This window comes from Rhodococcus sp. W8901 (genome assembly GCF_013348805.1).
GTDB lineage: Bacteria > Actinomycetota > Actinomycetes > Mycobacteriales > Mycobacteriaceae > Prescottella.
In genome coordinates, this window is the sequence record NZ_CP054690.1 from 1174051 (window position 1) to 1200597 (window position 26547).

25 protein-coding genes, 1 pseudogene and 1 riboswitch are annotated in these 26547 nt (G+C 67.6%); of the genes and pseudogenes, 10 read left to right on the plus strand and 16 right to left on the minus strand.

Annotated features, from left to right (window positions below; all coding sequences use genetic code 11):
• Positions 1-4: 4 nt before the first annotated feature.
• The gene (locus HUN07_RS05540) at positions 5-775 is read right to left on the minus strand and encodes an IclR family transcriptional regulator (protein WP_114720897.1); all 771 of its coding nucleotides are present in this window, start codon (positions 773-775) and stop codon (positions 5-7) included.
• Positions 776-848: 73 nt separating this feature from the next.
• The gene (locus HUN07_RS05545; RefSeq protein ID WP_174908402.1) at positions 849-1559 is read right to left on the minus strand and encodes a hypothetical protein; all 711 of its coding nucleotides are present in this window, start codon (positions 1557-1559) and stop codon (positions 849-851) included.
• A gap of 223 nt (positions 1560-1782) precedes the next feature.
• On the opposite strand from HUN07_RS05545, the gene HUN07_RS05550 reads away from it, so the two are divergent.
• Complete coding sequence (locus HUN07_RS05550) at positions 1783-3231, plus strand: MFS transporter (protein WP_174908403.1); 1449 nt, start codon at positions 1783-1785, stop codon at positions 3229-3231.
• Positions 3232-3283: 52 nt separating this feature from the next.
• On the opposite strand, the gene HUN07_RS05555 is transcribed toward HUN07_RS05550, so the two are convergent.
• Positions 3284-4405 (minus strand): bifunctional 2-methylcitrate synthase/citrate synthase, encoded by a 1122-nt coding sequence (locus HUN07_RS05555; RefSeq protein ID WP_174908404.1) that lies wholly within the window; start codon positions 4403-4405, stop codon positions 3284-3286.
• Positions 4402-4503 (minus strand): annotated as a pseudogene (locus HUN07_RS05560) (methylisocitrate lyase); the annotation flags it as partial. The gene HUN07_RS05555 and the pseudogene HUN07_RS05560, both read right to left, overlap by 4 nt.
• Positions 4504-4589: 86 nt before the next feature.
• On the opposite strand from HUN07_RS05560, the gene HUN07_RS05565 reads away from it, so the two are divergent.
• From HUN07_RS05565 to HUN07_RS05580, 4 genes are all read left to right on the plus strand, one after another.
• Positions 4590-4961, plus strand: a complete 372-nt coding sequence (locus HUN07_RS05565) for an ArsR/SmtB family transcription factor (protein WP_114720905.1) — start codon at positions 4590-4592, stop codon at positions 4959-4961.
• Complete coding sequence (arsB, locus tag HUN07_RS05570) at positions 4958-6052, plus strand: ACR3 family arsenite efflux transporter (protein ID WP_174908405.1); 1095 nt, start codon at positions 4958-4960, stop codon at positions 6050-6052. Before HUN07_RS05565 ends, arsB begins: the two co-directional genes overlap by 4 nt.
• 3 nt (positions 6053-6055) lie before the next feature.
• The gene (locus HUN07_RS05575; RefSeq protein ID WP_174908406.1) at positions 6056-6460 is read left to right on the plus strand and encodes an arsenate reductase ArsC; all 405 of its coding nucleotides are present in this window, start codon (positions 6056-6058) and stop codon (positions 6458-6460) included.
• Between the two features lie 159 nt (positions 6461-6619).
• A complete protein-coding gene (locus HUN07_RS05580) occupies positions 6620-7675 on the plus strand; it encodes an NAD(P)H-dependent flavin oxidoreductase (RefSeq protein ID WP_217487186.1) in 1056 nt (351 codons plus the stop codon).
• Positions 7676-7718: 43 nt separating this feature from the next.
• Here HUN07_RS05580 and HUN07_RS05585 read toward each other — a convergent pair whose 3' ends face one another.
• A complete protein-coding gene (locus HUN07_RS05585; protein WP_174908407.1) occupies positions 7719-8186 on the minus strand; it encodes an ArsI/CadI family heavy metal resistance metalloenzyme in 468 nt (155 codons plus the stop codon).
• Positions 8187-8280: 94 nt separating this feature from the next.
• On the opposite strand from HUN07_RS05585, the gene HUN07_RS05590 reads away from it, so the two are divergent.
• Together HUN07_RS05590 and HUN07_RS05595 are read left to right on the plus strand one after the other, a co-directional pair.
• Positions 8281-8646, plus strand: coding sequence for an Rv2640c family ArsR-like transcriptional regulator (locus HUN07_RS05590; RefSeq protein WP_114720912.1), 366 nt, complete (start codon positions 8281-8283; stop codon positions 8644-8646).
• Between the two features lie 97 nt (positions 8647-8743).
• Positions 8744-9625: an NAD(P)-dependent oxidoreductase gene (locus tag HUN07_RS05595; RefSeq protein WP_174908408.1), complete on the plus strand. Its 882-nt coding sequence runs from the start codon at positions 8744-8746 to the stop codon at positions 9623-9625.
• A gap of 9 nt (positions 9626-9634) precedes the next feature.
• Here HUN07_RS05595 and HUN07_RS05600 read toward each other — a convergent pair whose 3' ends face one another.
• From HUN07_RS05600 to HUN07_RS05630, 7 genes are all read right to left on the minus strand, one after another.
• Positions 9635-9973 carry a siderophore-interacting protein gene (locus tag HUN07_RS05600; protein ID WP_174914463.1) on the minus strand — a complete coding sequence of 113 codons (339 nt, stop codon included), beginning with the start codon at positions 9971-9973 and terminating at the stop codon, positions 9635-9637.
• A 21-nt stretch (positions 9974-9994) separates the two neighbouring features.
• Positions 9995-12256: a 5-methyltetrahydropteroyltriglutamate--homocysteine S-methyltransferase gene (gene metE, locus HUN07_RS05605; RefSeq protein WP_174908409.1), complete on the minus strand. Its 2262-nt coding sequence runs from the start codon at positions 12254-12256 to the stop codon at positions 9995-9997.
• A gap of 164 nt (positions 12257-12420) precedes the next feature.
• A riboswitch (cobalamin riboswitch) is annotated at positions 12421-12590 on the minus strand.
• Between the two features lie 160 nt (positions 12591-12750).
• On the minus strand, positions 12751-14361 hold the full coding sequence (locus HUN07_RS05610) for an ABC transporter substrate-binding protein (protein WP_174908411.1): 1611 nt from the start codon (positions 14359-14361) through the stop codon (positions 12751-12753).
• A 50-nt stretch (positions 14362-14411) separates the two neighbouring features.
• Positions 14412-15512 (minus strand): DUF7064 domain-containing protein, encoded by a 1101-nt coding sequence (locus tag HUN07_RS05615; protein ID WP_174908413.1) that lies wholly within the window; start codon positions 15510-15512, stop codon positions 14412-14414.
• Entirely contained in the window at positions 15509-16675 is a 1167-nt protein-coding gene (locus HUN07_RS05620; protein WP_254622810.1) for a phosphotransferase family protein, read from the minus strand. Before HUN07_RS05620 ends, HUN07_RS05615 begins: the two co-directional genes overlap by 4 nt.
• On the minus strand, positions 16672-17481 hold the full coding sequence (locus HUN07_RS05625) for an SDR family oxidoreductase (RefSeq protein ID WP_174908415.1): 810 nt from the start codon (positions 17479-17481) through the stop codon (positions 16672-16674). Before HUN07_RS05625 ends, HUN07_RS05620 begins: the two co-directional genes overlap by 4 nt.
• A 19-nt stretch (positions 17482-17500) precedes the next feature.
• The gene (locus tag HUN07_RS05630) at positions 17501-18754 is read right to left on the minus strand and encodes a cytochrome P450 (protein WP_174908416.1); all 1254 of its coding nucleotides are present in this window, start codon (positions 18752-18754) and stop codon (positions 17501-17503) included.
• 168 nt (positions 18755-18922) lie between these two features.
• On the opposite strand from HUN07_RS05630, the gene HUN07_RS05635 reads away from it, so the two are divergent.
• Complete coding sequence (locus HUN07_RS05635; protein WP_254622811.1) at positions 18923-19561, plus strand: TetR/AcrR family transcriptional regulator; 639 nt, start codon at positions 18923-18925, stop codon at positions 19559-19561.
• Here HUN07_RS05635 and HUN07_RS05640 read toward each other — a convergent pair.
• The 4 genes from HUN07_RS05640 to HUN07_RS05655 are packed head-to-tail and all read right to left on the minus strand — an operon-like array spanning position 19558 to position 23006.
• Entirely contained in the window at positions 19558-20166 is a 609-nt protein-coding gene (locus tag HUN07_RS05640; protein ID WP_174908418.1) for a response regulator transcription factor, read from the minus strand. The two genes, HUN07_RS05635 and HUN07_RS05640, sit on opposite strands and share 4 nt — an antisense overlap.
• Complete coding sequence (locus HUN07_RS05645) at positions 20163-21278, minus strand: sensor histidine kinase (RefSeq protein ID WP_174908420.1); 1116 nt, start codon at positions 21276-21278, stop codon at positions 20163-20165. The genes HUN07_RS05640 and HUN07_RS05645 overlap by 4 nt, the downstream gene beginning before the upstream one ends.
• Positions 21279-21288: 10 nt before the next feature.
• Positions 21289-22065, minus strand: coding sequence for an ABC transporter permease (locus HUN07_RS05650; protein ID WP_174908422.1), 777 nt, complete (start codon positions 22063-22065; stop codon positions 21289-21291).
• Complete coding sequence (locus HUN07_RS05655) at positions 22062-23006, minus strand: ABC transporter ATP-binding protein (RefSeq protein ID WP_174908424.1); 945 nt, start codon at positions 23004-23006, stop codon at positions 22062-22064. The genes HUN07_RS05650 and HUN07_RS05655 overlap by 4 nt, the downstream gene beginning before the upstream one ends.
• Before the next feature lie 343 nt (positions 23007-23349).
• On the opposite strand from HUN07_RS05655, the gene HUN07_RS05660 reads away from it, so the two are divergent.
• Positions 23350-24423, plus strand: a complete 1074-nt coding sequence (locus tag HUN07_RS05660; protein WP_174908425.1) for a 3-deoxy-7-phosphoheptulonate synthase — start codon at positions 23350-23352, stop codon at positions 24421-24423.
• 276 nt (positions 24424-24699) lie between these two features.
• On the plus strand, positions 24700-26517 hold the full coding sequence (locus HUN07_RS05665) for a BCCT family transporter (protein ID WP_174914469.1): 1818 nt from the start codon (positions 24700-24702) through the stop codon (positions 26515-26517).
• The last annotated feature ends 30 nt before the right edge of the window (positions 26518-26547 follow it).

Here is a 26547-nt window from a genome sequence, read left to right on the forward strand (position 1 = left end):
TCGGTCAGGCGGGGATGGGTCGCAGCGTGCGGCTGCTGGTCATGTGCCGCCATGTCGCGAGCGCGGCCATCCGCACCGGTGCGACGAGTGCCGAGCTGTTCATGCCCTTGGTCGGTCCGCACACCGAGATCGCACCGACCGCGTTCTTACCGTCTCCGATAGCTGCTGCGACACAGGAGACTCCGATGGTCGTCTCGTCGCGATCGTGCGCGATGCTCTGCTCCCGGATGCGGGCGAGTTCGATCCGCAGGCGCGCCGGATCGCTGATCGAGTTCTGTGTGGGCCCCGAAATCGACTCGGGAAGAATGGTTTCGGCATCCACGCGCGAGTTCGCGAGCAGTGCCTTGCCGATCGCGGTGCGGTACGCGGGCTGGCGTCCGCCGACGCGGGAGGGGACCGAGAGCGTGAATCGCCCGCCGATCTTCTCGAGGTAGAGCGCGTCGGATCCGTCGAGTACCGCGAGGTGGACGACGAGGCCGGTGGCGTTGTGCAGTTCGTGCAGCACGGGCAGTGCTGCCTGGTGTACGCGGTCGTGGTGCTGTGCCAGCGAGCCGAGTTCGAGCATCTTCATGCCGAGTTCGTATGCATGCCCGTGGCGACGGATCCACCCGATCCGAACGAGCTGGAGGAGCATGCGATGTGTCGAGGACCTGGGGAACCCGGTGCGACGCGACAGCTCCGAGAGCGTCAGTCGTTCCGCTTCCCTGAACGCGTCCAGTAGGAACGCGACGCGGTCGATGACTGCGATCGGGGAGCTTGCATCTGCCGTCGTCATGACGTTCTGAACCTCCATGGGTACGCGTTCCGAGTATATTGAGCAAGCGTTCAATCAAGTGATGCGAACTGTATCAGCGTGAGGCGCGGCGCTCCAGCGCCCTCGCGGAATTCGTTGCATCGCGCGCTGTGTGTACGCAGACGACGACGCCGGGGCCGCGGTGGGCGGCCCCGGCGTCGGGGGGAGGGGTGTCGGTGCAGAAGGCGTAGCCGTCCACGACGGTCGCGACGTGCGAGTTGAGCACCGCGAAGGCGACGACCGGGAACACCGAGGAGATGAGCGACTGGGACACCTGGACCATCGACGACATCGATGCCTGCACCGATGCGGGCACCGACGCGATCACCAGATTCGGGATCGACGCGGTGAACGCGCCCATGCCGAGGCCGAAGATCAGGACCCACACCAGCAGGGGCGCCTTGTCGGTGTGCCAGAACGCGGTGAGGATCGATGCGGCCAGCATCAGCGAGACGCCGACGAACTTGGTTATCGCCGGGTTCACGGTGCGGATCATGCGTCCGACGGCCAGGCCGCCGATGACGCTGCCGACGCCGATGGGGGCCTGCAGGATTGCGAACTGCTTGGCGTCGATGCCGGAGCCGTAGCCCATGCCGGCCGCGGAGCAGATCTTCAGCATCGGACCCTCGCGGAAGAACCGGAGGTCGATCAGCGGCTCACGGCCGCGCAGGCTGGTCAGGACCCACACGACCAGCGGTGCCACGCCGCCGACGAGCAGGCCGAGTGTGCAGGTGGCCGTCCAGCCCCACGTCGGGCCGAAGCTCACGCCCAGTCCAGGTGGTGAATTACCGTTTGCAGCAGGCGATTTCCCTCGCGTGACGGCCGCCGGCCCGTTCGGATGTCCGAGTGTTCGGGCGGACATCCCTGAGGTGAGTCTTTCGATTCGGAACACTTTTCCGCTCACCGGGAAACGATGGAGGTGAGTCGCGTCTCACCTCCTAACGTGCTTGCGGTCACTGTTGGGCACACGACTGGAATGTAGGTAGGAAATGTCAGTCACCGTCTCAAAGGGCGACGAAGCCCCCGTGCGGGACGCCGGTGATCCCGGCGGCTCGACCGGGTACTGGATCCGCGTTCTGCTGATCCTCGTCCTGCTTACCGAGCAGGCGGCACTGGCCTTCGCCCTCTTCACCCCCGCACTGCCGAAGATTGCCGTGAAGTACTCGACGACGCAGGTCGTCTGGGTCATGACTGCACTCGTTCTCGCCGCCGCTATCGCGTCCCCGATCCTGGGCAAGCTGGCCGACGTCTACGGCAAGAAGCGCATTCTCGTGGTGACCGCGGCGATCGCGAGCCTCGGTGCGCTCATCTCGGCCATCGCGCCGACCTTCCCGATCCTGCTGGTCGGCCGCTTCCTGTCCGGTGTCGGCTTCGCCTTCACCGCGCTCGGCTACTCGCTGATCCGTGACATCTTCCCGGCCCGCCTGCAGGCGATGTCCATCAGCATCGCGAACACCGGCGTCGGTGTCGTCACCGTCGTCGCCCCGCTGATCTCGGGCTTCATGCTCGATCGCACCGACGTGTCCTCGGTCTTCTGGTTCTCCTTCGCTCTGTGCGCCGTCGGCGGCCTCCTGACTCTGTTCTTCGTCCCGGAAACTCCGCTGCGTGCAAAGGTTTCGGTCGACTGGCTCGGCGCGTTCCTGCTGACGGTCGCCCTGTTCACCGTCATGCTGGCGCTGTCGCTGGGTGCCGGCTGGGGCTGGCTGAGCGGCAAGACGCTCGGCACGCTTGCCGTCACCGTCATCTTCGCGGTCGCATGGGTGGTCTGGGAGCGTCGCTGCCCCGAGCCGCTCATCAGCATCGATGTTCTGGCCAGCCGCAAGGTCGGCATCACGCTGCTCGCGGGTGGTATCGCCTACGGCGCAACGACGCTCACAGCGACGCTGATCCCGATGCTGCTGCAGACGCCCAAGGAGGCGGCGGACTACGGATTCGGTCTGTCGGTCACCGACATGGCGCTGTGGATGCTGCCCGGTGGCATCCTGATCGTCCTCGGCGGCGTGTTCGTCGGCGCCACCTCGAAGCGAATCGGCTTCCGTCAGCACCTCATCGGCGGATCGGTCCTCATCGCCCTGGGCGCGGCCCTGCTCGCCACCACCCCGGACCAGGCCTGGCAGGTCGTGTTCGGCTACGGCCTGATCGGCTTCGGCTCGATGATCTACGCCGCCATCCCGAATCTGGTGATGATGGCCCTGCCGGCCGACCAGCGCGCGATCGGTGCCAACTTCACCGGACTGTCCCAGTCGATGTTCGGCGGAATGCTGTCGTCGGTGGGCTTCGCCCTGCTGGCCCAGCATGTGATCACCGTCGGTCCCGCCGGCCCGGTGTACAGCTCGGACGGCTTCTTCGTCGGCTTCATGGTCGCCGCCGGCGCGGCCCTGCTCGGTGCAATTTTGGCCTTCGGCATCACCGTCGGACGGCGCGGCCAGGACCTGTAGTCCCACACGCTTGGACGGCCCAGGCACCGAGCCGATTCTCGTGCTGCGACGGTCAGGCCACCACCGAGCGCTGTGGCACGCCGGTGTATTCGCTGAGCGGTCGGATCAGGGCGTTGGACTCGCCCTGCTCGATGATGTGCGCGGTCCATCCGGTGATGCGGCTCATCACGAAGACGGGGGTGAAGACCTCGATGTCGAAGCCCATCAGGTAGTAGGCGGGCCGGGTGGGGAAGTCGAGATTGGGCTCGAGTCCGGTGGCCTCGTTCATGGTGCGCTCGAGGATCTCGTACATCTGGACCCACTTCTCGCCATCGGTCTTCGCGGCGACATCGAAGAATGCCTGACGCATCGTCGGGACGCGCGAGTCGCCGTTCTTGTAGACGCGGTGCCCGAAGCCCATGACCTTTTCCTTGCGGGCCAGCTTGTCCCTCATCCAGGCCTCGGCGCGCTCGGGCTCACCGATCTCGATCATGTCGTGCATGACCGCCTCGTTGGCACCGCCGTGCAGCGGGCCCTTAAGGGTGCCGATCGCGGCGGTGACGGCGCTGTAGATGTCCGACAGCGTCGAGGTGACCACGCGGGCGGCGAAGGTCGACGCGTTGAAGCTGTGCTCCGCGTACAGGATCAGCGAGACCTCGAACGCCTTCACGATCTCCGGCTCCGGGATCTCACCGAAGCACATGCCCAGGAAGCTCTCGGCGAACCCGAGGTGGCTGTGCGGGGCGATCGGATCCAGGCCGTGCCGGCGACGGTGATCGGCCGCGACGATCGTCGGCAGCACCGCCATCATGCGAAGCGCCTTCTCGCGGTTGGCCTTCGGCGAGTTGTCCCACTCCTGCGGGTCTTCCGCGCCGAGGAAGCTGATCGCCGTGCGGACCACATCCATCGGATGGCAGTTGTCCGGCATCTTCGCCACGAGCGAGAGCAGCGACCGGTCGGCGCGGCGGGCCGCCCGCTCACGCTGGCAGAACAGCTCGAGCTGGGCGTCCGAGGGCAGTTCGCCGTTCCACAGGAGGTACGCGACCTGCTCGAAGCTGCAGTTCGCGGCGAGATCCTGGACCGCGTAACCGCGGTAGGTCAGCGAGTTGGTCTCGGGTACGACCTTGGAGATCGCGGTGGTGTCGACGACGACGCCGGCCAGGCCTTCGCAGATCGTCGGGACTGCATTCGTCATTGGTTCCCTCCGAGCATGAAGTTGAAGACTCCGGAATCGAACTCGTTGTAGCGCTCGTACTCGAGCAGTTCGTACAGCCGGGAGCGGGTCTGCATCTGCTGCCGTACCCGCCGGCGTCGTGACCACCCCCACTTCAGGCGCTGACCGGTTGAATGTCTGATTCGATATCTGTCAATATTGAAGGATGTCGAATCAAGATCCGGGCGACGCATGCTGTTCGCCGCTCGCGCGCACGCCACTGACCGAGGACCGGGCCGGTGACCTGGCCCGTATGTTCAAGGCGCTCGGTGACCCGGTGCGGCTGCGGTTGCTGAGCCTGGTGGCCAGTCACGCCGGCGGCGAGGCATGCGTGTGCGACATCTCCGATACGTTCGACCTGTCGCAGCCGACCATCTCGCACCATCTCAAGGTGCTGCGCGAGGCGGGGCTGCTCGATTGCGAACGCCGCGGAACCTGGGTGTACTACTGGGTGATTCCCGCTGCGTTGCGGCAGCTGTCGGAGGTACTCGTGGCGCAGGGTGGGCCGTCGCGGGCCTGTGCGGAGGTCACGGCGTGAGCGGGGCGACCAGCGTCCCGCAGCCCGCCGTGGTCGGCAGGCTCTCGACCCTGGATCGTTTCCTGCCGGTGTGGATCGGCGTCGCGATGGTCGTCGGCCTGCTGCTGGGCCGGATGATCCCGGGGCTCGGCGACGCGCTCGGCGCCGTCGAACTCGACGGGATCTCGCTGCCGATCGCGCTCGGCCTGCTGATCATGATGTACCCGGTGCTCGCGAAGGTGCGCTACGACCGCCTCGACACCGTGACCGGCGACCGCAAGATGCTGATCGGTTCCCTGCTGCTCAACTGGGTGCTGGGGCCGGCGCTGATGTTCGCCCTCGCCTGGCTGCTGCTGCCCGACCTGCCCGAGTACCGGACGGGCCTGATCATCGTCGGACTCGCCCGGTGCATCGCGATGGTCATCATCTGGAACGACCTCGCCTGCGGCGACCGGGAGGCCGCCGCCGTCCTGGTCGCGATCAACTCGGTGTTCCAGGTGCTCATGTTCGCCGTCCTGGGCTGGTTCTACCTGTCGGTCCTGCCCGGCTGGCTGGGACTCGAGCAGACCACGATCGACACCTCGCCGTGGCAGATCGCGAAATCGGTGCTGATCTTCCTGGGCATCCCGCTGCTCGCCGGATTCCTCACCCGTCACTTCGGGGAGAAGACGAAGGGGCGCGAGTGGTACGAGTCGACGTTCCTGCCGAAGATCGGCCCGTGGGCCCTCTACGGTCTGCTGTTCACCATCGTGATCCTCTTCGCGCTGCAGGGCGACCAGATCACCTCCCGGCCCCTGGACGTCGTGCGGATCGCGCTGCCACTGCTGGCGTACTTCGCGATCATGTGGGGCGGCGGCTACGCCCTCGGTGCCGCGATGGGTCTGGGCTACGAGCGCACCACCACGCTCGCGTTCACCGCTGCCGGCAACAACTTCGAGCTCGCCATCGCCGTGGCCATCGCGACGTACGGGGCGTCGTCCGGTCAGGCGCTGGCCGGTGTCGTGGGGCCTCTGATCGAGGTGCCCGTGCTGGTCGGCCTCGTCTACGTGTCCCTCGCGCTCCGCACACGTTTCGCGGGGCACGTGCCCGCAGCAGCCCGGAAGGAGTCCTGATTCGTGTCCACGACCCCGAGTGTGTTGTTCGTCTGCGTCCACAACGCCGGAAGATCACAGATGGCCGCAGCGTTCCTCGTCTACCTGGCGGGGGACAGGATCGAGGTGCGGTCGGCGGGCTCGGCTCCAGCCGAGTCGGTCAATCCCGCTGCCGTCCAGGCGATGGCCGAGGTCGGCATCGACATCTCGCGGCAGAGCCCGAAGATTCTCACGCCCGACGCCGTCGAGTCCTCCGACGTCGTGATCACGATGGGGTGCGGCGACACCTGCCCGGTGTTCCCCGGTGTCAGCTACCGCGACTGGATGCTCGACGACCCGGCCGGGCAGGGCGTGGACGCGGTGCGCCCGATCCGCGACGAGATTCGGGCCCGGGTCGAGGCGCTGATCGCCGAACTGCTTCCGGGATAGCCCAAGTCGTCCATTGATCCCGGTGCACGACCAAACCTCTGCTACCTTACCAAGCAAGTGCTTGCTTTGGGAGATCGAGGGGGATGGGATGCTCACGCTTGTCCGTGCAGTCGTGATCGGGTCGGACGTGCGCGTTCGGGTGGCTGAGGGGGTGCGGTCGTGACACTGAAGACGAGGATCACCGAACTGGTCGGCGTCGAGCATCCGGTCGTGCAGACCGGCATGGGGTGGGTGTCCGGATCCCGACTGGTCACCGCGACCGCTCGGGCCGGCGGGCTCGGCATTCTCGCGTCGGCGACGATGACCTACGACGAACTGGCCACGGCGATCCGGGATGTCAAGGAGCGCACCGATGCTCCGTTCGGTGTCAATCTGCGCGCCGACGCCGAGGATGCACAGAAGCGGGTCGACCTGATCATCCGCGAGGGCGTGCGGGTCGCGTCGTTCGCGTTGGCCCCGCGCGAGGAGATGATCGCTCGGTTCAAAGAGGCCGGCGTGGTGGTGATTCCGTCCGTCGGCGCCGCGCGCCACGCCGAGAAGGTGGCGCGTTGGGGTGCAGATGCGGTGATCGTGCAGGGCGGCGAGGGTGGTGGCCACACAGGTGGTGTCGCCACCAGCCTTCTGTTGCCCTCGGTGCTGGACGCCGTGGACATACCGGTGATTGCTTCGGGAGGCTTCTTCGACGGCCGCGGTCTCGCGTCCGCGTTGGCCTGCGGTGCTTCGGGTATCGCGATGGGGACGCGATTCCTGCTGACGAAGGAGAGCACCGTCCCGGAGTCCGTGAAACGGGAGTATCTGGCCCGTGGGCTGAATGACACCGTCGTCACGACGAAGGTCGACGGGATCCCGCACCGGGTGTTGCGCACCGAACTCGTCGATGCACTGGAACGCACCCGGGGCGCCCGCGCGTTGGCGCACGCGGCCGTCAACACCGTCAGGTTCCGGAAGCTGACCGGCATCTCGTGGCGATCGATGATCGCCGAAGGCCTCACCATGGTGCGATCCGGTGATCGCACCCTGTCCCAGCTGATGATGTCGGCGAACAGTCCGATGCTGTTGCGGGCAGGGCTCGTCGAGGGCAACGCTCGCGCGGGCGTCCTCGCCTCCGGTCAGGTGGTCGGAATGATCGACGATCTTCCGAGTGTGGCCGAGTTGATCGACGAGATCGTGAGCCGAGCCGAGCGATGCCTCGACGAACTCGAGAAGGTCCGCTAGGTCCAGGGAAACCGGCGGTGATGCGATCCGGTCCGATACGTGTTCAGCAACAGGGGGATTCGCCAGCCGGCGCCTCGTCGGCAGAGGTGCCGCAGCACACCCCGCTGTCGGTGTTGGACGGATGCTGCGGGCTCGAGCCGAAGGTGTCCGAGTCGGCGAGGACCGTGTAGACCTCCCACTTCTCGCCCGCCGGACCGGTGACCCACACCTTGTCCTGCGTGGCGAAACAGCAGGTGGTGCCGATCTCCTCGTCGGTGAACAGGCCCTCGCCGGTCAGTCGGGCGATCTCCTCGTGAACCTTGGTGCTGGACTCGACCTCGACGCCCAGGTGGTTGAGGGTGCCGCCCTTGCCCGGATTTTCGAGCAGTACCAGCTTGAGTGGGGGTTCGACGATCGCGAAGTTCGCGTAGCCGGGCTTGACCTTCGCGGGCTCGGTGCCGAACAGCTTGGAGTAGAACGTGATCGCCTCCTGCAGGTCGTCGACGTTGAGAGCGAGCTGGGCGCGTGACATGACAGCCTCCACTTATGCGACATATATCGAATTACCGACTTCGAGAGTGCCCACCTTTTCGACATAAGTCAAGTAAGTGGTTACGATCGTTGTCATGCCCAAGACGCTGCCGATGGTCGATGTCAGTGCCCCGATCTGCTGCGCTCCCGTCTCGGCGGGCCCGATGGGCGACGAGGCGGCGCTGCAACTCGCACTGCGGCTGAAGGCTCTCGCCGACCCGGTCCGGATCAAGCTCATGTCGATCCTGCTCACCGCGGACGGCGGCGAGGTGTGTACGTGCGACCTGGCCACCGGTGTCGGCCTCGCGGAGTCGACCGTCAGTCATCACCTCGGCCAGCTCAAGAAGGCCGGGATGGTCGAGCGCACCCGCCGCGGCATGAATGTCTTCTACCGTGCACAGGCCGAGGCGCTCGACGCGCTGCGAGTGGTGCTGGACCCGAACTGCTGCGTTCGGCCCTGACCGCGGGGTGCGCGCGATCGGGGAGCCCCGGCGCTGCAGCGCGCGTTACAGTGGACCGAGCCGTGTTACCGCGTTTCTCGATCGCGAGGAGTCTGCCGTGGACGTCGGATTTCTGGGCATGGGCACGATGGGGCAACCGATGGCGCGCAATCTCGCCCGCGCCGGACATGCCGTGAAGGTGTGGAATCGCACTCCCGGTAGGGCTGCGGGTGTGGTCGACTACGGAGCCACCGAAGTGTCGGCGGTGTCGGATGCGCTGCACCAGCCGGTGGTGTTCAGCTCACTCGCCGACGACCGGGCGTTCGCGGACGCGGTGCTGTCGGTGCCGTCGCTGCAGGCCGCGCAGCCCGGTTCGGTGCACGTCAATCTGGCGACCGTGAGCCCGGGGATGTCGACGGAGGCGGTATCGGCGTTGGGGGAGAGGGGGATCCGCTACGTCGCCGCGCCGGTGTTCGGCCGGGCGGAGGTCGCCGAGGCGGGAGAGCTCACGGTGCTCGCCGCCGGTGATCCCACCGCGGTGGACGAGGTGGCCCCGCTGCTCGCGGTGATCGGGCGTCGGACGTGGCGGATCGGTGACGATCCGAAGCAGGCCAACGTCGTCAAGATCCTCGGAAACTATCTGATCGCCAACGCGATCCAGGCGATGGCCGAGGCGACGACGGTGGCGGAGAAGGTGGGCGGTTCGCCCGAGCTGTTGATGGAGGTCATGAACGACAGCCTCTTCCCGGGCGGCGTCTACGGCGGTTACGGGAAGATGATCGCGCAGCGCAACTACGAGCCCGCCGGTTTCCGGCTCACGCTGGGCCTCAAGGATGTTCGACTGGCGCTGTCGGAGGCGCGCGATGCCCGGATCGGCCTGCTGTTCGGCAGCGCGCTCGAGAATGTGTTCCTCGACGCGCTCGCGCACGGGCAGGCCGACCAGGACTGGTCCGCGATCACCGAGTCCACCCGGCGCCGGGCCGGTTTGACGAACGACTGAGGCGGTCGCTCAGCCGACGGCCGCGGCCTGCCCCGCCCATGCCGACGCCGGCCCCTCGTCGCCGTGGAGCACGAAGTCGATGTCGATCTCCTGCACGTCCGGGCGGTGCGCGCGAATCGTGTAGGCGCGCATCCACGGACGGATGTCGTCGGGCATCGCGAGATACGTGCGGTGCCAGGTCATGATGTCGTCGTCATCGGGTCGCGGCGGCACCTCGGGCTCGCTGTCGGTGCGGGAGAAGAACAACTTGACCTGCTGGTCGGGGGAGACCGAGCTGAAGCGGTGGAGGTCTGTGCCGCAGAAGGTGAGCCTGCCGTAACTGGGTGTCCGGGCGCACCCCCGTCGGATCGGGGGTGCGCCCGGAGCTACCTAGATCGCGGCGCGCACCACGTGCGCCGCCTCGACGAGGTTGCGCAGCGACGCCTCCACCTCGACGGGCCCGCGGGTCTTGAGGCCGCAGTCCGGATTGACCCACAGGCGCTCGGACGGCACCGCCTTGAGCGCGGCCCGCAGCGACCCGGCGATCTCGTCGACCGACGGAACGCGCGGCGAGTGGATGTCGTAGACGCCCGGCCCGACACCGAGGTCGAAGCCGACCGCGTTGAGGTCGTCGAGCACCTCCATGCGCGAGCGAGCGGCCTCGATCGAGGTGACGTCGGCGTCCAGGCCGGCGATCGCCCCGATCACCTCGCCGAACTCGGAGTAGCACAGGTGGGTGTGCACGGACGTCGAGTCCTCGATGCCCGACGTCGCCAGCCGGAACGCCCCGACCGCCCAGTCCAGGTAGGCCGGCTGGTCCACCGCGCGCAGCGGCAGCAGTTCGCGCAGCGCCGGCTCGTCGACCTGGATGACCTGTGCGCCCGACTTCTCGAGGTCGACCGTCTCGTCCCGAATCGCGAGCGCGATCTGATCGGCCGACTCCGCAAGCGGTTGGTCGTCGCGCACGAACGACCATGCCAGGATCGTCACCGGGCCGGTGAGCATGCCCTTGACCGGCTTTGCGGTGAGGGACTGTGCGTACGACGTCCAGTCGACGGTCATCGGCCGCGGACGGCGGACGTCGCCGAACAGGATCGGCGGACGCACGCAGCGGCTGCCGTACGACTGCACCCACCCGTTCACGGTCGCGGAGAAGCCGTCGAGCTGCTCGGCGAAGTACTGCACCATGTCGTTGCGCTCGGGCTCGCCGTGCACCAGCACGTCCAGGCCCAGCTTCTCCTGCAACGCAACCACATCGGCGATCTCGGACTGCATCCGCCGCACGTACTCGGCGTCGTCGATCTCGCCTTTGCGCAGCGCCGCGCGGGCGACCCGGATGGCGGTGGTCTGCGGGTACGAGCCGATCGTGGTGGTGGGCAGCGGGGGCAGCGGCAGCACCGCGGACTGGGCCGCACGACGCTCGGCGGCCGGGCTGCGCCGACGGTCCGCGTCGGACAGTGCGGCGAGCCGGTCGCGGATCGCCTCGTCGTGCAGACGCGGGTCGGCTACGCGGGTGGCCGCCGCTGCGCGGGCGTCGGTCAGCTCGGCGGTGATGGCGTCGCGGCCCGACTGCACGCCGGTAGCCAGTGTGGCGACCTCCTTGATCTTCTCGGCACCGAAGGTCAGCCACGACCGCAGCGCGCGATCCAGGCCGTCCTCGCCGTCGAGGGTGTACGGGACGTGGAGCAGCGAGCACGACGTGGAGACGGCCACCGAACCGGCGCGCTCGCGCAGGGCCTCGAGGGCGTCGAGCGAACCGTCGAGATCATTGCGCCAGATGTTGCGGCCGTCGACCACACCGGCGACGACGTGCTTGCGCTCGAGGCCCGGGGTCGCGATCACGGAATCGAGCGAGCCCGCGACCAGGTCCACGGCCAGCCCCTCGACACCGGTCTCGGCGAGTACCGGCAGCGCCGGACCCAGGTCGCCGAAGTACGACGCCAGCAGGATCGCCGGACGGCGATCGAGCGCCGACAGGCGGTTGTACACCGCGCCGACCGCGGCGATCTCGGCGTCGGTGCGGTCCGCGACCAGGGCCGGCTCGTCGATCTGCACCCACTCGACGCCCGCGTCCTCGAGACGCGCCAGCAGATCGGCGTACAGCGCCACGATCTCGTCGAGGCGATCCAGCGGAGCTCCGCCCTCGAACTTGGACAGCAGCAGGAACGTGACCGGTCCGATCACGACGGGTCGGACCGGAACACCCAGCGCCAGTGCCTCGTTCACCTCGCCGAGCACCTTCGACGGGTCGAGCGTGAAGACGGTGTCCGGGGTGATCTCGGGGACCAGATAGTGGTAGTTGGTGTCGAACCACTTCGTCATCTCGAGCGGCGTCACGGTCGCGTTGCCGCGGGCGGCGGCGAAGTAGCGGTCCAGTGCGTTGTCGATCCCGGCGACCCGCTCCGGCAGCGCGCCGAGCATGACGGCGGTGTCCAGCATCTGGTCGTAGTACGAGAAGACGTTGACCGGCACGGAGTCGATGCCGGCGTCGACCAGTTCGGTCCAGGTCTGCCTGCGCAGATCCTTCGCCACGGTCTCGAGTGCGGCGGCGTCGAGGTTCCCGGCCCAGTAGGACTCGACGGCCTTCTTCAGTTCGCGCCGGGGCCCGATGCGCGGGGAGCCCAGCACGGTTGCGGTGAAAGCGAATGTCACGGTGTTCTCCAGTTGCTCACAGCGTGGATGGCCACCACCGGCAGACGAGAACAGACCGAGCCCCTGGTGTGCGTCCGCCAACGGGGCAGCACGAAGTACCGAGCTGATCTACTCGCCTTTTCCTCGAGGCGGTGGACCGTCGGGCACGGCGTGCCCGACACAGTCGGCAGGTCTTCGGACTCGTGGACACTTCGGACAGCGCCGAAACCTACTGGCCGTCGCTTCCCAGACCTTCTCGGTCCAGTGCATGTGACGGCGGTCGTTCCCACTCACCGCTGCGGGACAGTCCCGGATTCTCACCGGGTTCCCTCTCACCCCCGTGGTCTCGTGACCGCGGATGCTTCGACGCCGGGCGGTGGTCTTCGGGGCTCCTCACGACCGCGCCTGGCGAACCAGCTGCACCGCCCAGCATAAGCCCTCGAAACACACCGATCGGGCGGGCCCGGTGACAGGCCCGCCCGATCGGGGACGGAATGTTCGCTTGTCGCGCCGCCCTACGACTCCGAATCCTCGGTGAGCCAGGCGTCTCCGAAGAGCAGGATGCCGTCGGCGCTGGGCGTGATCCCGTGGACGTTCTTGCTCCACGGGATGAAGTACTTGCCGGCGCCGGTGACGACCATCGGTGCCGTGTCGTTCACGAGGGTCTGGATCTCCTGGACGACCCCGAGCCGGGCCTCGTCCGTCGGGGCGGTCTGCAGCTTGCCGAGCAGCGCGTCCATCTGCGGGTTCTTGTACCCGAGGGCATTCGAGGGTGATTCGCTGAAGAGATTGCCGTACAGACGCACGAACGGCGACTCGTCGAGAACGTTGAACCCCGAGTACGAGACGTCGTAGTCGTACTGCACGAACGTCTTCTTCACGAGATCGTTGATGTTGGTCGCCCACACGATCTCGACGGTGAATCCGACCGCCTGCAGCATCGACTGGAAGGCCAGGGCGCCGCGCTGGGCCGCCGGATCGTTGAGCCCGACGTAGGTGAGCTTGCCGTCGTATCCGTCGGCCTTGGCCTCCGCGAGGTACTTCTTCGCCGCTTCCGGGTCGTAGGCGGGGCCGGCCACGTCGCCGTGCCACTTGGACCCCGACTGGAACATGTCGCTGCTGGGCAACCCGAAGCCGCCCTCGTAGCGTTCGTTGTAGGACTCGGGGTTGAACGAGGCCACGATCGCCTTGCGAACCCGCTCGTCCGAGCCTGCTCGACCCTCGCGCTGATTGATCAGACCGATGCCACCCATGTTGGCGGTGTAGACGTATCCGGGGTCGCCCGCTTCGAGGGCGCCGTGCACGACGTCGGCCGCTCGCAGGTAGGCCGCCTGGATGCCACCAGTGTGCAGGGCGTCGACCTTGGCCTGCTCATTGACGATGGCGGGGAAGCGCAGCTTGTCCAGGTGCGGCTTGCCGTTCCAGTAGGTCGGGTTCGCGGTCAGGACCAGTTCGTCCTGGGAGGCGAACTTCTCGACTTGGAACGGGCCGGCACCGACCGGAGTGAAGGTGCCGGTCGCCGTCGAGGCCGGCGAAACGATCATGCCGGGCCCGGTGGTGAACATGATCGGGAACTCGTTCCACGCCTGCTTGAGCGTGAACACCACCGTCGCCGGATCGGGCGAGGCGACGTCGGCGACACTCGCCTTCCACACCTGGCTGTGCGTGCCCCTCTTCTCCAGGTAGTGGTTGATGCTCCACTGCACCGCCGCGGCATTCACCGGGGTTCCGTCACTGAACTTCGCGTCGGGCCGCAGCTTCAACGTCCACACCGTGTTGTCGGCGTTCGCGGTCAGCGACTGCGCGAGTTGTGGCTGATACTCCTTGCTTTCGGAGTCGTAGCGCATCAACAGGTCGTAGATCGCCGCCATCTCGCTGCCACCGGTGGCGCCGCCGTCCTGGCGGTCGGCCGGATCGAGACTGCTCACACCGTTGTACGTGGCGTACGAGACCGTTCCGCCGGACTGCGGATCGCCGCCGTCCGGTTGCTCTCCCACGATCCCGGTCCTCACGTCGGAGGCGTCGGTCGACGAACCCGACTCGCCGGCACACCCGGCCAGTAGCACGGTGGCGGTGGCGAGTGCCGTGAACATCGTTCCGGCGCGGGCGAGAGACGATCGTTTCATTCGAACCTTCTTCCGTTTCGAGGCTGAGAGGACCGGGGACCGTGAGCGTGCTACGGCGCCATGGTCTGGGCGGTGAGGAATCCGGACGGGTCGTGGCGGCCGGCGACACCGTGCTCGAACATGCCCCAACCCACGTCGCCGTTGCAGGTGGCGCGGGCGATGTGTTCGACGGTGCCGTGCGGAATCCGGGGCGCGAGTGCGGGATCGGTCAGGTCGTACAGCGAGGAGGAGCTCCAGCTGCGGCCCTTCCACTGCCCGTGATTCCACTCGGGATCACTGCCGTACCCGGAGCCGATCTGCAGGACGACGAATCCGAGCGGGTCGATGTCGACCACGAGGGGATCGCCGGTCGGCGTGGTGAGATGAATGCGAATCGATTCGGGGGTGCGGGTTCCGCTGCGGTAGGTGATGTCGAATCGCGGCCAGCCCAACTGCTCGATTCGACCGTCGGGGAAGATTCTGGTGGCGTGGTTGAGCGTCCGGTGTCCGTCCGGTCCCTCCTGCGCGATGATCATCAGCGCGTAGTCGTCGAATCGCAACGGAACGTACGCCCACCAGAATCCACCGACCGGCTCGTCGGCCATTCGGCCGAGCGGTTCGCGTTCGCCCACCGGCCGGATGCCCCAGGAGCGGTCGCGGGTGCCCGTCCACACCGAGGGATCCACGGTGAGGTCCGTGCCGTCCACGCTGATGGTGCCGGCCCAGCTTCCGACCTGAGCGAAGCGGCTGGCGTCGAGCGACGGCCGGTTGCCCGCCATGAGCTCGTGATGCTCCTCGAGCACCGCGGGGAAGGCGCCCTCCCAGACGAGGTCGGCCGACAGATCCGCGTGGTCACAGATCAGGCGGACGGTCTGCAGGGGTTTGACGACCTCGAGGCGGTACCCGCCGACCTCGGCTTCGATCGAGCGGGCGTCCAGCGCGTCGGAGAACCGGACCGACCTCTGAGTGTCACCGCGGCGGACGGTGACGAACGCGTCGCGGACACCTAGATTGGGGTACACGCCGAAGCCGGACACGAGGAAGATGCCTCCGGTGCGGTCGTGACCGTTGAAGTAGAAGCGGTCGTAGAAGTTCCGGTCGCTGCTGGCGACCCGCGCCATGGACAGCGGCGACTGATGGATGGGGTATTCGTCGAGCGGATCGGGGTTCACATTGTCTCCCAAGAGTATTCGTTGTCGATCAACCGTCGGAGCATTCGATGGTGCAGGACGTATTCGTCGGGGTCGTCGGGCGCAGGGCTGTCGCCGAAGTGGATGGACCGCCGTTTGATCCGGGACATGATGATGCCGTGGCGGATCGCCGCGTACCCGAGGTAGAAGTCGAGGTCGCGTAGCTCGACTCCGGTCGTATTCTCGTAGTGGGCAACCACGTCCGCGCGTTGCAGGAAGCCGGGTAGCCCCGGCCGGCCGAACTGCTCGGCCATGTCCTGGTACATCCGGTGGAAGAAGACGAACCAGCCGACGTCCAGTTCGCGTGGGGCCAGCGTGGCCAGTTCCCAGTCGAGGACAGCCGCGGGTGCGAAGTCGCGGTACATGATGTTCCCGATCCGGGAGTCGCCCCAGCACAGCACCGGCTCGGACGGACTGCTGGGCCAGTTCTCCTCCAGCCAGTCGAAACCTCTCTCCAACAGCGGGATACGCAGTCCGTCGTCCTTCCGCGTCCATTCGTAGTACGCGCGTTCGCCGTCGACGTGCCGACGCAGCGCGTCGTCTGCTGTACCGACACCGAGTTCCGGCAGCAGAGAACGGGGATCGGGAATGGAATGAATGCCGGCCAGTACGTCGACCGAGCCGTGCTGCACGACGTCCAACTGTGCCGCCGTGGCCTCGTGCAGCCAACCGCCGAAGACGTACGGCGGGTTGTCGACCGGGACCACGCCGTCGACGCGATCCATCACCACGAACGGCCGCCCCAGGACTGCGGGCGACGATTCGATCCATCTGACCCGCGGTACGGGCACCGTGCTGTGGTCCGCGACGGTCCGCATCACCGCGGCCTGACGGTCGAGGTCGTAGCCGGGAAACACCGGAAGCGCCGTGGACTCCGGCGCCAGTCGCGCGACGAGATCGGCGCGCTGCCGCGATCCGTCCAGGTCCCACTCGACGGTGAACAGCACGGAGATGCTGGACATCCCGGACTCGGATGGCTTCCTCAGGTCGGAGATCCGGGCGGTCGGGGTTGCGAGCCGGTCCCGGATCCAGCCTTCGAGGCTGCGCTGCAGGCCGGTGACATCGGTAGCGGTGGTGGTGACGGTCGTGTTCACTCCGCGTGGCGGAGCCGGATGGGTGGTCAGCTTCCCTTCTGTCCCGGTCACTGTGCGGCGCTCATAGCGGGTGCGACCAGGGTTCGGAACACGAGAGACCCGTAGCCGCCGTCGACCGGGAGGTCGACACCACTGATCCAGGAGGCCTCGTCGGACGCGAGATAGACGATGGCGTCGGCGATCTCCTCCGGTGCCGCGTGCCTGCCGGCCCAGGCCGCCGCACCGTTGATGACCGCCTCGCCCATTGTCGCGGTGAACTCCGGCAGCAGTGGCGTTCCCACCGTGCCGGGGGAGACGGTGTTGGAGCGCAGGCCGAGGGTCTTGCAGTCCACCGCCAGGTTGCCCGAGTTCACGATGGCCGCTTCCTTGGACAGCGAGTAGCAGAGTTGGTCGATGCTGGGCAGATCGGCGAGCGAGTCCAGGGCCTCGTCCCAGTCGTCGATCGCGAGGAATGCGTTGGCACGGGCAAAGTTCCGCTGCCACTGGAAGCCGGCCTGCGACGCGGTGGTGACCACGACCGGTCGCGGACCGAATTTGGGGAGCAACAGGCGGGTCAGGTCACGAGGTGCGAGCGCGTTGACGGACAGGACCGTCCGCCACGGCTGGGTTGCCGCGACGCCGGCGTTGTTGACCAGGACATCGATCGGTCCGTCGATGGCGTCGGCGACAGCGCGCACGCCGTCGGAGGTGGAGAGGTCGCCGACGACGGTGCGGGCCACGAGCGGCCCGGAATCGGCGGCGGCGCGGTCGACACCGATCACGACAGCGCCGAGTTCGGTCAGTTGGGCGGCCGTCGCCGCCCCGATGCCCGACGCGTGGCCGGTGACGACGACGGTCTTGCCGTTGAGACTGTGCACGAGGGGTCTCCTTGTCGATTCAGTGGGCGACCGGGCAGGAGCCGTAGTCGACGGGCAGTGCCTTGATGCTGTTGAGCCACCCCGAGTGCATTCGCACCGGAGGGCCGAGAACGCTGATGTCGGGAAGGTGGTCGGCGATCGCGTTGAACATGAGATCGACCTCCAGGCGGGCGAGGTTGGCTCCGACGCAGTAGTGCACACCGGTGCCGCCGAAGGACAGGTGCGGGTTCAGGGAACGCGTGATGTCGAATCGCCGGGGATCGTCGAAGACCTGCTCGTCGTAGTTCGCGGATGCGTACAGCATCACGACGCGGTCGCCCTTGCGGATGTGCTGCCCGCCGAGTTCGGTATCGCAGGTCGCCGTCCGCTGGAACGACAGCACCGGGCTCGCCCAACGGATGATCTCGTCGACTGCGGTCGTGGGTCGCTCGCGTTTGTACAGTTCCCACTGCTCGGGGTTGTCGACGAACGCCATCACCCCCTGGGTGATCGAGTTCCGCGTAGTCTCGCTGCCGGCCACGATGAGCAGGATCACGAAGTGCGCGAACTCCTCCGGCGTGAGGGAGCCGTCCGCGATCTGCGCCTGGACCAGTTTGGTGACGATGTCGTCGGCGGGCCGCGCGCGCCGATCGGTGGCCATGGCGTGGGCGTATTCCATGACCTCCCGCACCGCGACGAGGGGGTCGTCCACGACGTCGGGATCGTCGCGGCTCGTCATCGTGTTGGACCAGTCGAAGATCTTGCGTCTGTCCTCTTGCGGAATACCGAGGAGGTCGGCGATCGCCTGGAGCGGTAGTTCACACGCGGCCTGCTCGACGAAGTTGCCGCGGCCGAGAGTCGCTGCCGTACGGGCGATGTCCTCGGCCCTGACGCGCAGGGCGTCGCGGAGGCTCTTGATGGCTCGCGGTGTGAACCCGCGTGTGATGATCCGGCGAAGTGTCGCGTGTTCCGGCCCGTCCTTGTTCAACAGGGTCAGCCGGCCGGCCTCGACCTGGGCCCGGGGGCAGTCGTCCTCGTTGCGCACCAATGCGGTGTTCTCCCACGAGGAGAACACCCCGTCGGAGCGGGACACCTCCTGGACGAGGTCGTGGGTGGACACCACCCAGAATCCGTCGTCCTGGTAGCCGGCGGCGCCGCGGCGCTGGGGATTCCACCACACCGGCGCCGACCGACGAAGTTCGGCGAAGAGGTCGTGCGGTATCCCGTCCTCGAATGTCGACGGATGGGTGAAGTCGATTCCTTCGGGAAGATCTATTGGTGCTCGAAGATCCATTTGCTGATCCTTCAGAGTCGTCGGAGAAGGGACCGTGGAGTTTGGGAACAAGCGTGTGGCGCGGGATCTACGCAGGTGAGAGCGTCGAACCCGGAAGAAAGATCCAGTTAACGGAACCTGTTAAGAGTGATGCGGAACACACTAACGGAGTTTGTTAGGCTGTCAAGCATGGTGGCGGACATTCCCGCGAAAGAGCGATTGATGCGAGCCGGGGAGTACCTGTTCGCGCGCGAAGGTATCGATCGGGCCCGCATCCGGGACCTCAATGATTTGGCCGAGGTTCGCAACGACTCCGCGGTCCACTACTACTTCGGCTCGCGGGAGGGTCTGCTCGAAGCAATCGTTGTTCGCCACATGGGGGACATCAAGGAGCGCATCGAAGAGATGGTCGAGCGATACTGCGTGGGCCGGGAGCCTTCGAAGTCCGCTCTTCGCGACTCGATCGGCGCGCTGACGGTCCCGTTCGCTGCGAAGCTCCTCGACGATCGCGGACGGGACTTCATGCAGATCGTGGCCGAGGTGTACGAGCGGCGCGGCGGTCTGGCCGACGCGCAGTACATACCGACCAGCGAGATCGCGAAGGACCTCGTCCGCCGATCGATGGTCGGTATGAGCGACGCCGTGCGGGAGGAACGCTATCGCCTGACGATCAACTTCATGGTCTCCGGTATGGCCGCGCGGGCCCGAGCGTACGACGCCGAACGTGAGTTTCCGCTCGACCACGACACTTTCGTCGTCAACCTCGTCGAAATGGGCACGATGGCGTGCCTGGCCGAACTGCCCGACGGCCCGCTCTTCCCGGGCTAGAGCCAGCCGTTCGCGTCGGCGATGCGCGCGGCCTCGGTGCGGGTGCCTGCGCCCGTCTTGCCGATCGCCGAGGACAGATGGTTGCGGACGGTGCCCGCGGACAGGAACAGCGCCGCCGCGATCGATGCCACCGGCGCTCCGTCGCGCGCGGCCCGCAGCACCTCGGTCTCGCGTTCGGTGAGCGGCGACTCGCCGCTGACGAGGCTGTCCGCGGCCAGCGTCGGGTCGACGACACGCAGCCCCGCGTGCACGCGCCGGACGGCGTCGGCGAGTTGACGGGCGGGGGTGTCCTTGACGACGAAGCCGGACGCCCCGGCCTGCAGTGCGCGTCGCAGATAGCCCGGCCGGCCGAACGTCGTGACGATCAGCACGCGGGTCGACGGCATCGCCTCCCGCAGCGCCGCGGTGGCCGAGATACCTTCCAGCCCCGGCATTTCCACGTCGAGCAATGCGACGTCCGGGCAGTGTTCGACGGCGGCCGCCACCACCTCGTCACCGCGACCCACCTCGGCGACCACGTCCAGATCGGGTTCCAGGTCGAGTAGAGCGGCCAACGCCCCCCGGACCAGCGCTTGATCGTCGGCCAGCAGCAGTCGGATGGTCACGGGGCCTCCTCGGCGATCACCTGCAGCGAGAAACCGTGCGGCTGGGGATGGGTCATGATCACCCGTGCCCCTGCGGCGGCGGCGCGTTCGCGCAGCCCGGTGAGCCCGTTTCCGCTCCCGGTTCCCGTGGCGCCCACTCCGTCGTCGAGGATCGTGATGCAGCGTTCGTCGACCGTCACGGTGCACTGCCGGGCGCCGCTGTGCCGCAGCACATTCGTGACTCCCTCCCGGACCGACCACGCGAACAACTCGCGCAGCCGTGACGGCACGGCGTCCGTGCTGTTCGGTAGGTCGGCCTCGATCCCCGCGACGCGCAATGCCTCACGGGCGCGGGCAATCTCGACAGGGAGCGAGACCCCGCGGAATCCTTCGACCGTCGAGCGGACGTCGGTGAGGGCGTCCCGCGAGAGCCGCTCGAGGTCGTCGAGTTCGGCCCGGGCTCTGCCGAGGTCCACGTCGAGCAGTCGATTCGCCAGCTCGGCCTTGACGGTGATCACGGTGAGGGAATGCCCGAGGATGTCGTGAAGGTCGCGAGCCATGCGGGCACGCTCCTCCTGCACCGCACGGCGCTCGTCCTCCTCGCGCTGGTTCAGCAGGACGATGTTGCGGTTCATCAACGCGATCACGCCCGCCATCGCGAAGGCGGCGGCGCACACCGCGAGCGGCAGGCTCGACACGTTCCACCCGGCGCGCGACGCGAGCAGTTCCACGACGCCCGCGACGGCGAGCGCGAAAGCGCCGCCGGCGATGGTAGGCAGCAGCGTCACCGCGGAGACGGCGAGGAACACCGTCGAGGCCAGCCCGGATTCGCCGAGCGTGACGGTCATGACGACTGCGAGTCCGGTGAGCACCGCCATGTCGACGACCGCCCGGCGCAGCGGCGGCCGGATCTGGCGCCGCCGGGTTCGGCCGAGCCGGGCGTCGGAGAAGACACGCAGGAAGTACACGGCGAAGGAAACGGTGGCCACGATCCCGAGCCATCCATTCGGCTCGTCCCGCTGCTCCCATCCGCGGGCGAGCGGTTCGAGCAGGAACACCAGCCATACGGCCGCGAAGACGATGCCGAAACGACCCCACCGCTGGACGACGGTGGGCTGTTCGGTGTTGTTCACGCGGAACACGCTATACACGGGCGGTGTCGCGCCGGAACCGCCACACGGCACCGCCGACGAAGATCGTCAACCACACGACGACGTTGACGATCCACGTCCACTGCACCGCATCTCCGGTGAGCGGGGCGTGCACGAGGTTGCCGATGCCGTACATGGGGGTGAACCGGGCGATCGTCGCCCACACCGAACCGCCCTGCAGTGGCACGAACAGGCCGCCGCCGAACGCCAGCAGCGCCAGCCCGGGGCCGAGGATCTGCATGACGTTCTCGCTGGGGAGCAGGTAGCCCATGAACAGTCCGAAGGCCGCGAAGATCGACGAGCCGAGCCACGCGATCGCCGCAGTGGTCAACCACAGCGTGCCGTCCATGTGCGCCGAGGTGAACGCGCCGACCGCGTAGACGACCACGAGCGCGGCCAGTCCGAGCGTCATCGCGACGACGAGCTTGACGGCGATGTATGTGACGGGGGACAGGGGCGTCAGGCGCAGCTGTCGACTCCAGCCGGAAGCACGTTCCACCGAGACCATCGCGCCGCCGCCGGTGGTGGCGATCATCGCGCCGTACAGCGCCATGCTGATCATGATGTACGCGGTGACGTTTCCGCGCCCGGCACTCTCGTCCGCGTAGTCCTGGCCCAGCCCGAAGACGAGGAAGAACACGACCGGCATCACCAGTGTGAAGATCATGGTGCGGCGGTTGCGAAACAGGCGACGCAGTTCCAGGCGCAGCAGTGTGGGGTTGCAACCGCCCCAGCGGACGTTCCGGCATTCGGCGGCGAGGATGGTCATCGAATCTGTCCTTCGGCATGGTCGGTGGTGAGCGCGATGAATGCGTCTTCGAGCCCGCGGGAGACGATCTCGAGATCATGGGCATCGGTGTGGGTGAGCAGGAATCGGGCGACGCCGTCGGTGTCCGACGAGTGCACCACGACGGACTGACCGCGCAGTTCGACGGCGTCGGCGTGCGGGATGGACTGCAGCAGTTCGGTGCTCGCGCCGGGGAGCGTCGCGCGCAGGATACGGCCGGCCGTCAGCGCCTTGATCTCGGCGGTGGCGCCGTCCGCGACCACCCGGCCCTGCCGCACCAGCACGATGCGGTCGGCGTAGGCGTCGGCCTCCTCGAGGTAGTGGGTCGCGAATACGACGGTGCGGCCCGCGTCGGCGTCGGCACGGATCGCCGACCAGAACTCGCGGCGCCCCTCGGCATCCATGCCGGCCGTCGGTTCGTCGAGCATGATCAGCGACGGGTCGGGCAGCAGCGCCATCGCGAACCGCAGACGCTGCTGCTGTCCACCGGAGCACTTGCGGACCGGGCGGGACGCGATGTCGAGGATCCCGGCCCGGCGCAGCACCTCGTCCACCGGGCGAGCGTTCGCGTACAGGCTCGCGGTCAACTGCACCGTCTCGCCGACCGTCAGCTCGGGAAGTAGGCCACCGGTCTGCATCACCGCCGACACCAGCCCGCGTGCGATGGCGGCGCGAGGGGTCGTCCCGCACACCTCGACGGTTCCCGAATCCGGTTGCGAGAGCCCGAGGATCATGTCGATCGTCGTGGTCTTCCCGGCGCCGTTGGGGCCGAGGAACGCCACCACCTCGCCGGGGCGGATCGCCAGGTCCAGGCCGCGAACGGCATGCACCCGGCCGAAATGCTTGTGGACGCCGGCCAGGTGCACCGCGTCGCTGCGGTGTGGGTCCCGTCGGGGCGTGGAGATCGGCTGCGCTGTGGTCATGCCTCCAATCTGCGCAATGCCGACCCGATCGCCCTCACACTTCCGTCACGAGCTACCCATGACATTTGTCAGGGATCGTCGGTAGCTCACCGACCTGCACCTCGGTGGGTCGCGGGAGTGTGATCGTCGTCTCGTTCGAGGGGGTCGGTGTGCGGCCGGCCGGGGCTGCCGCTACCCTGGCAAACGTGTCAGCGACCTATTTCTGGTTTAGCAGGCCGGCCCCGGGTGGGTCGGTCGGCGTAACCACGCGCTGACAATCCACCCCAGAGCCGGATGACAGACCGGCTCGCTGGGATTCTTCACAGTCTTCGAGGGTCGGCCTGAGAACAGGAAACCGAACCCCATGACCGTTATCGCCAATGATCAGCGTCTCGATGATCAGCGCACCGTCAGTATCAGCCCACTGGTCGCGCCGTCCGTCGTGCGTGCCGAGCACACCCCCGACGAGGTGGCCGCCGCCACCGTGCGCTCGGGCCGTGCCGACACCGTCAACATCCTCAACGGCGACGACGACCGCCTCGTCGTCGTCGTGGGCCCGTGCTCGGTGCACGATCCCGAGGCTGCGATGGACTACGCGCGTCGTCTCGCCGCGAAGGCCGAGGAACTGCGCGACGACCTGCAGATCGTGATGCGCGTGTACTTCGAGAAGCCGCGCACCACGCTGGGCTGGAAGGGCCTGCTCAACGATCCGCACCTCGACGGCACCTACGACATCAACACCGGCCTGCGGATGGGCCGCAAGCTGCTGCTCGACATCTCCCGGCTGGGCCTGCCGGTCGGCTGCGAGTTCCTCGACCCGATCATCCCGCAGTACATCGCGGACCTGGTGACCTACGGCGCGATCGGTGCCCGGACCGCGGCCAGCCAGGTGCACCGTCAGCTGTGCAGCGCGCTGTCCATGCCGGTCGGCATCAAGAACTCCACCGAGGGCGACATCCAGGTCGCGGTCGACGGCACCCGCGCGGCGGCCGCCAGCCACGTGTTCCCCGGCACCGATCTCGAGGGCCAGGCGGCGCTGATCCACACGGTCGGCAACCCGGACTGCCACGTGATCCTGCGCGGTGGCACCGACGGACCGAACTACGACGCCGAGACGGTCGCGGACACCCTTGCGCGCCTGCGTAAGTCGGGTCTGCCCGAGCGCGTCGTGGTCGATGCCAGCCACGGCAACAGCCGCAAGGACCACAACAAGCAGGTCGACGTGGTCACCGACATCGCCGAGCGTATCGAGGCCGGCGAGAAGGGCATCGTCGGCATCATGCTCGAGAGCTTCATCGAGGCCGGGCGTCAGGACCTGACCCTCGGGCAGGCCGACGAACTCACCTACGGCCAGTCCATCACCGACGCGTGCATCGACTGGGACACCACCGCAACGACCCTGGATCGACTCGCTGCCGCGGTGGCCGCGCGCCGCTGAGCCGAACACCGCACGCCACGCACCCACCCCGTGCCCGGGGTGGGTGCGGCGGGTGTCTTCCGCACATGGTGGCGGATGCCACCATCGGCGCTTCGCGCGGCCGAGGCCAGCAGGTATCGGCGGTTCGGGGTGGTCGGTATCCCGATCGAGTCGGGCGAATGCCGCGAAGGACCCCTACGTTGGACAAGTGCCTTCTGCCGTCTGCACCCGATTCCGGCGCGCAGATAGCGCGGAAGGGAGTTCGCAGAAGTGAATCTGCGCAATGCTTGGCGTGCGATGAAGAAACCGGTGTTCGTGCCGGCCTCGATCGTGATCTTCGCGATGATCGCGTTTGCGGTGGTGTACTCGAGCGCCGCGGAGGGTGCGTTCGAATCGCTCAATCGGGTGATCTCCGACGGTGTCGGATGGTGGTACATCCTCGCCGCCACCGGATTCGTGGTGTTCGCGCTGTACTGCGGGGTGAGCCGGATCGGCAACATCCGACTCGGGCGGGACGACGAGGAACCTGAATTCTCGGTCCTGTCCTGGTTCGCGATGCTCTTCAGTGCCGGTATGGGCATCGGTCTCGTGTTCTACGGTGTGGCAGAACCGCTTTCACACTACGTGAAACCGCCGGAGGCCGGTCGGGTCGCCGGCTCGTCCGACGCCGCCGCCAACCAGGCCATGGAACTGACCCTGTTCCACTGGGGCCTGCACGCGTGGGCCATCTACGTCGTCGTCGGCCTGGGTCTGGCGTACATGACCTACCGCAAGGGCCGTCCGCTCTCGGTGCGATGGCTGCTCGAGCCGCTTCTGGGTCGACGCCGTATCGAGGGCCCGATCGGGCACGCGATCGACGTGGTCGCGATCGTGGGCACCCTGTTCGGTGTCGCGACCTCGCTCGGATTCGGGATCCAGCAGATCACCGCGGGTCTCGAGTACCTGGGGTGGGTGGAGGTCGACAACTGGCTGATCATTGCGCTGATCGCCGGCGTCACCGCGCTCGCGACGTTCTCGGTGGTGTCCGGGGTATCCAAGGGCCTCAAGTGGCTCTCCAACATCAACATGCTGCTCGCGGTGGCGCTCGCCGTGTTCGTCCTGCTGCTGGGGCCGACGCTGTTCATCATGCAGTCGTGGGTCCAGAACCTCGGCGGCTACATGCAGGCCCTGCCGAAGATGGCGCTGCGGACATCTCCGTTCGCGGAGGACGGATGGGCCGGGGCCTGGACCATCTTCTACTGGGGTTGGTGGATGAGTTGGGCGCCGTTCGTCGGCATGTTCATCGCCCGTATCTCCCGGGGCCGCACCATCCGCGAGTTCGTCTTCGGCGTGCTGCTCGCCCCCACCCTCGTCGGCTCGCTGTGGTTCACGATCTTCGGCGGCTCCGGCATTCTCCGCCAGCGCAACGACGGCGACATGCTCGGCGCCGACGGCGTCGTCGACACCAACACGAGCCTGTTCACGCTCCTCGGCGGACTGCCACTGGCGACCGTGACCTGCCTCCTGGCGATCGCGATCGTGATCTTCTTCTTCGTGACCTCGGCCGACTCGGGTTCCCTCGTCATCGACATCCTGTCGACGGGCGGCGACATGGGCACGCCGGTGCTGACGCGCGTCTACTGGGCGGTGCTCCAGGGGGTGGTCGCGGCGGTGCTGCTGCTGGTCGGCGGCAGCGGATCGCTGACGGTGTTGCAGACGGCGTCGATCGCGACGGCGGTGCCGTTCTCGGTGGTGCTGGTCCTCGCCTGCATCTCGATGCTCAAGGCGTTCCGATACGAGGTGGCCGCCGCACCGCGGTACGTCCGGATCTCGTCGGCCGGCGGGGACCGACCGGCCGAGGAGCGCGGGCGCCGGTCGGGCGTCTCGGCGACGCTGGCAGGGCTGACGGCGCCCCCGGCCGGGCGATCCGGCCCTGCCGGCGCACGGCACCGGGTCTTCGCGGTGCACGAGGTTCCGACCGGTGCGGTGAGCGTCGACCCGGACTCGGGTGCGGTGACGCTCGACGACGCCGCGCGGGCGACCGACCCGCTCGGCGGCGAGGTGTTCGACACCCCGGAGTTCGCGGACTCGGCCGAGGGGCAGTCGCGGCAGCCTGCACGCGCAGAAACGCCGTAGCCCACCACCGGGAGCGACCGGCGTAAGGTG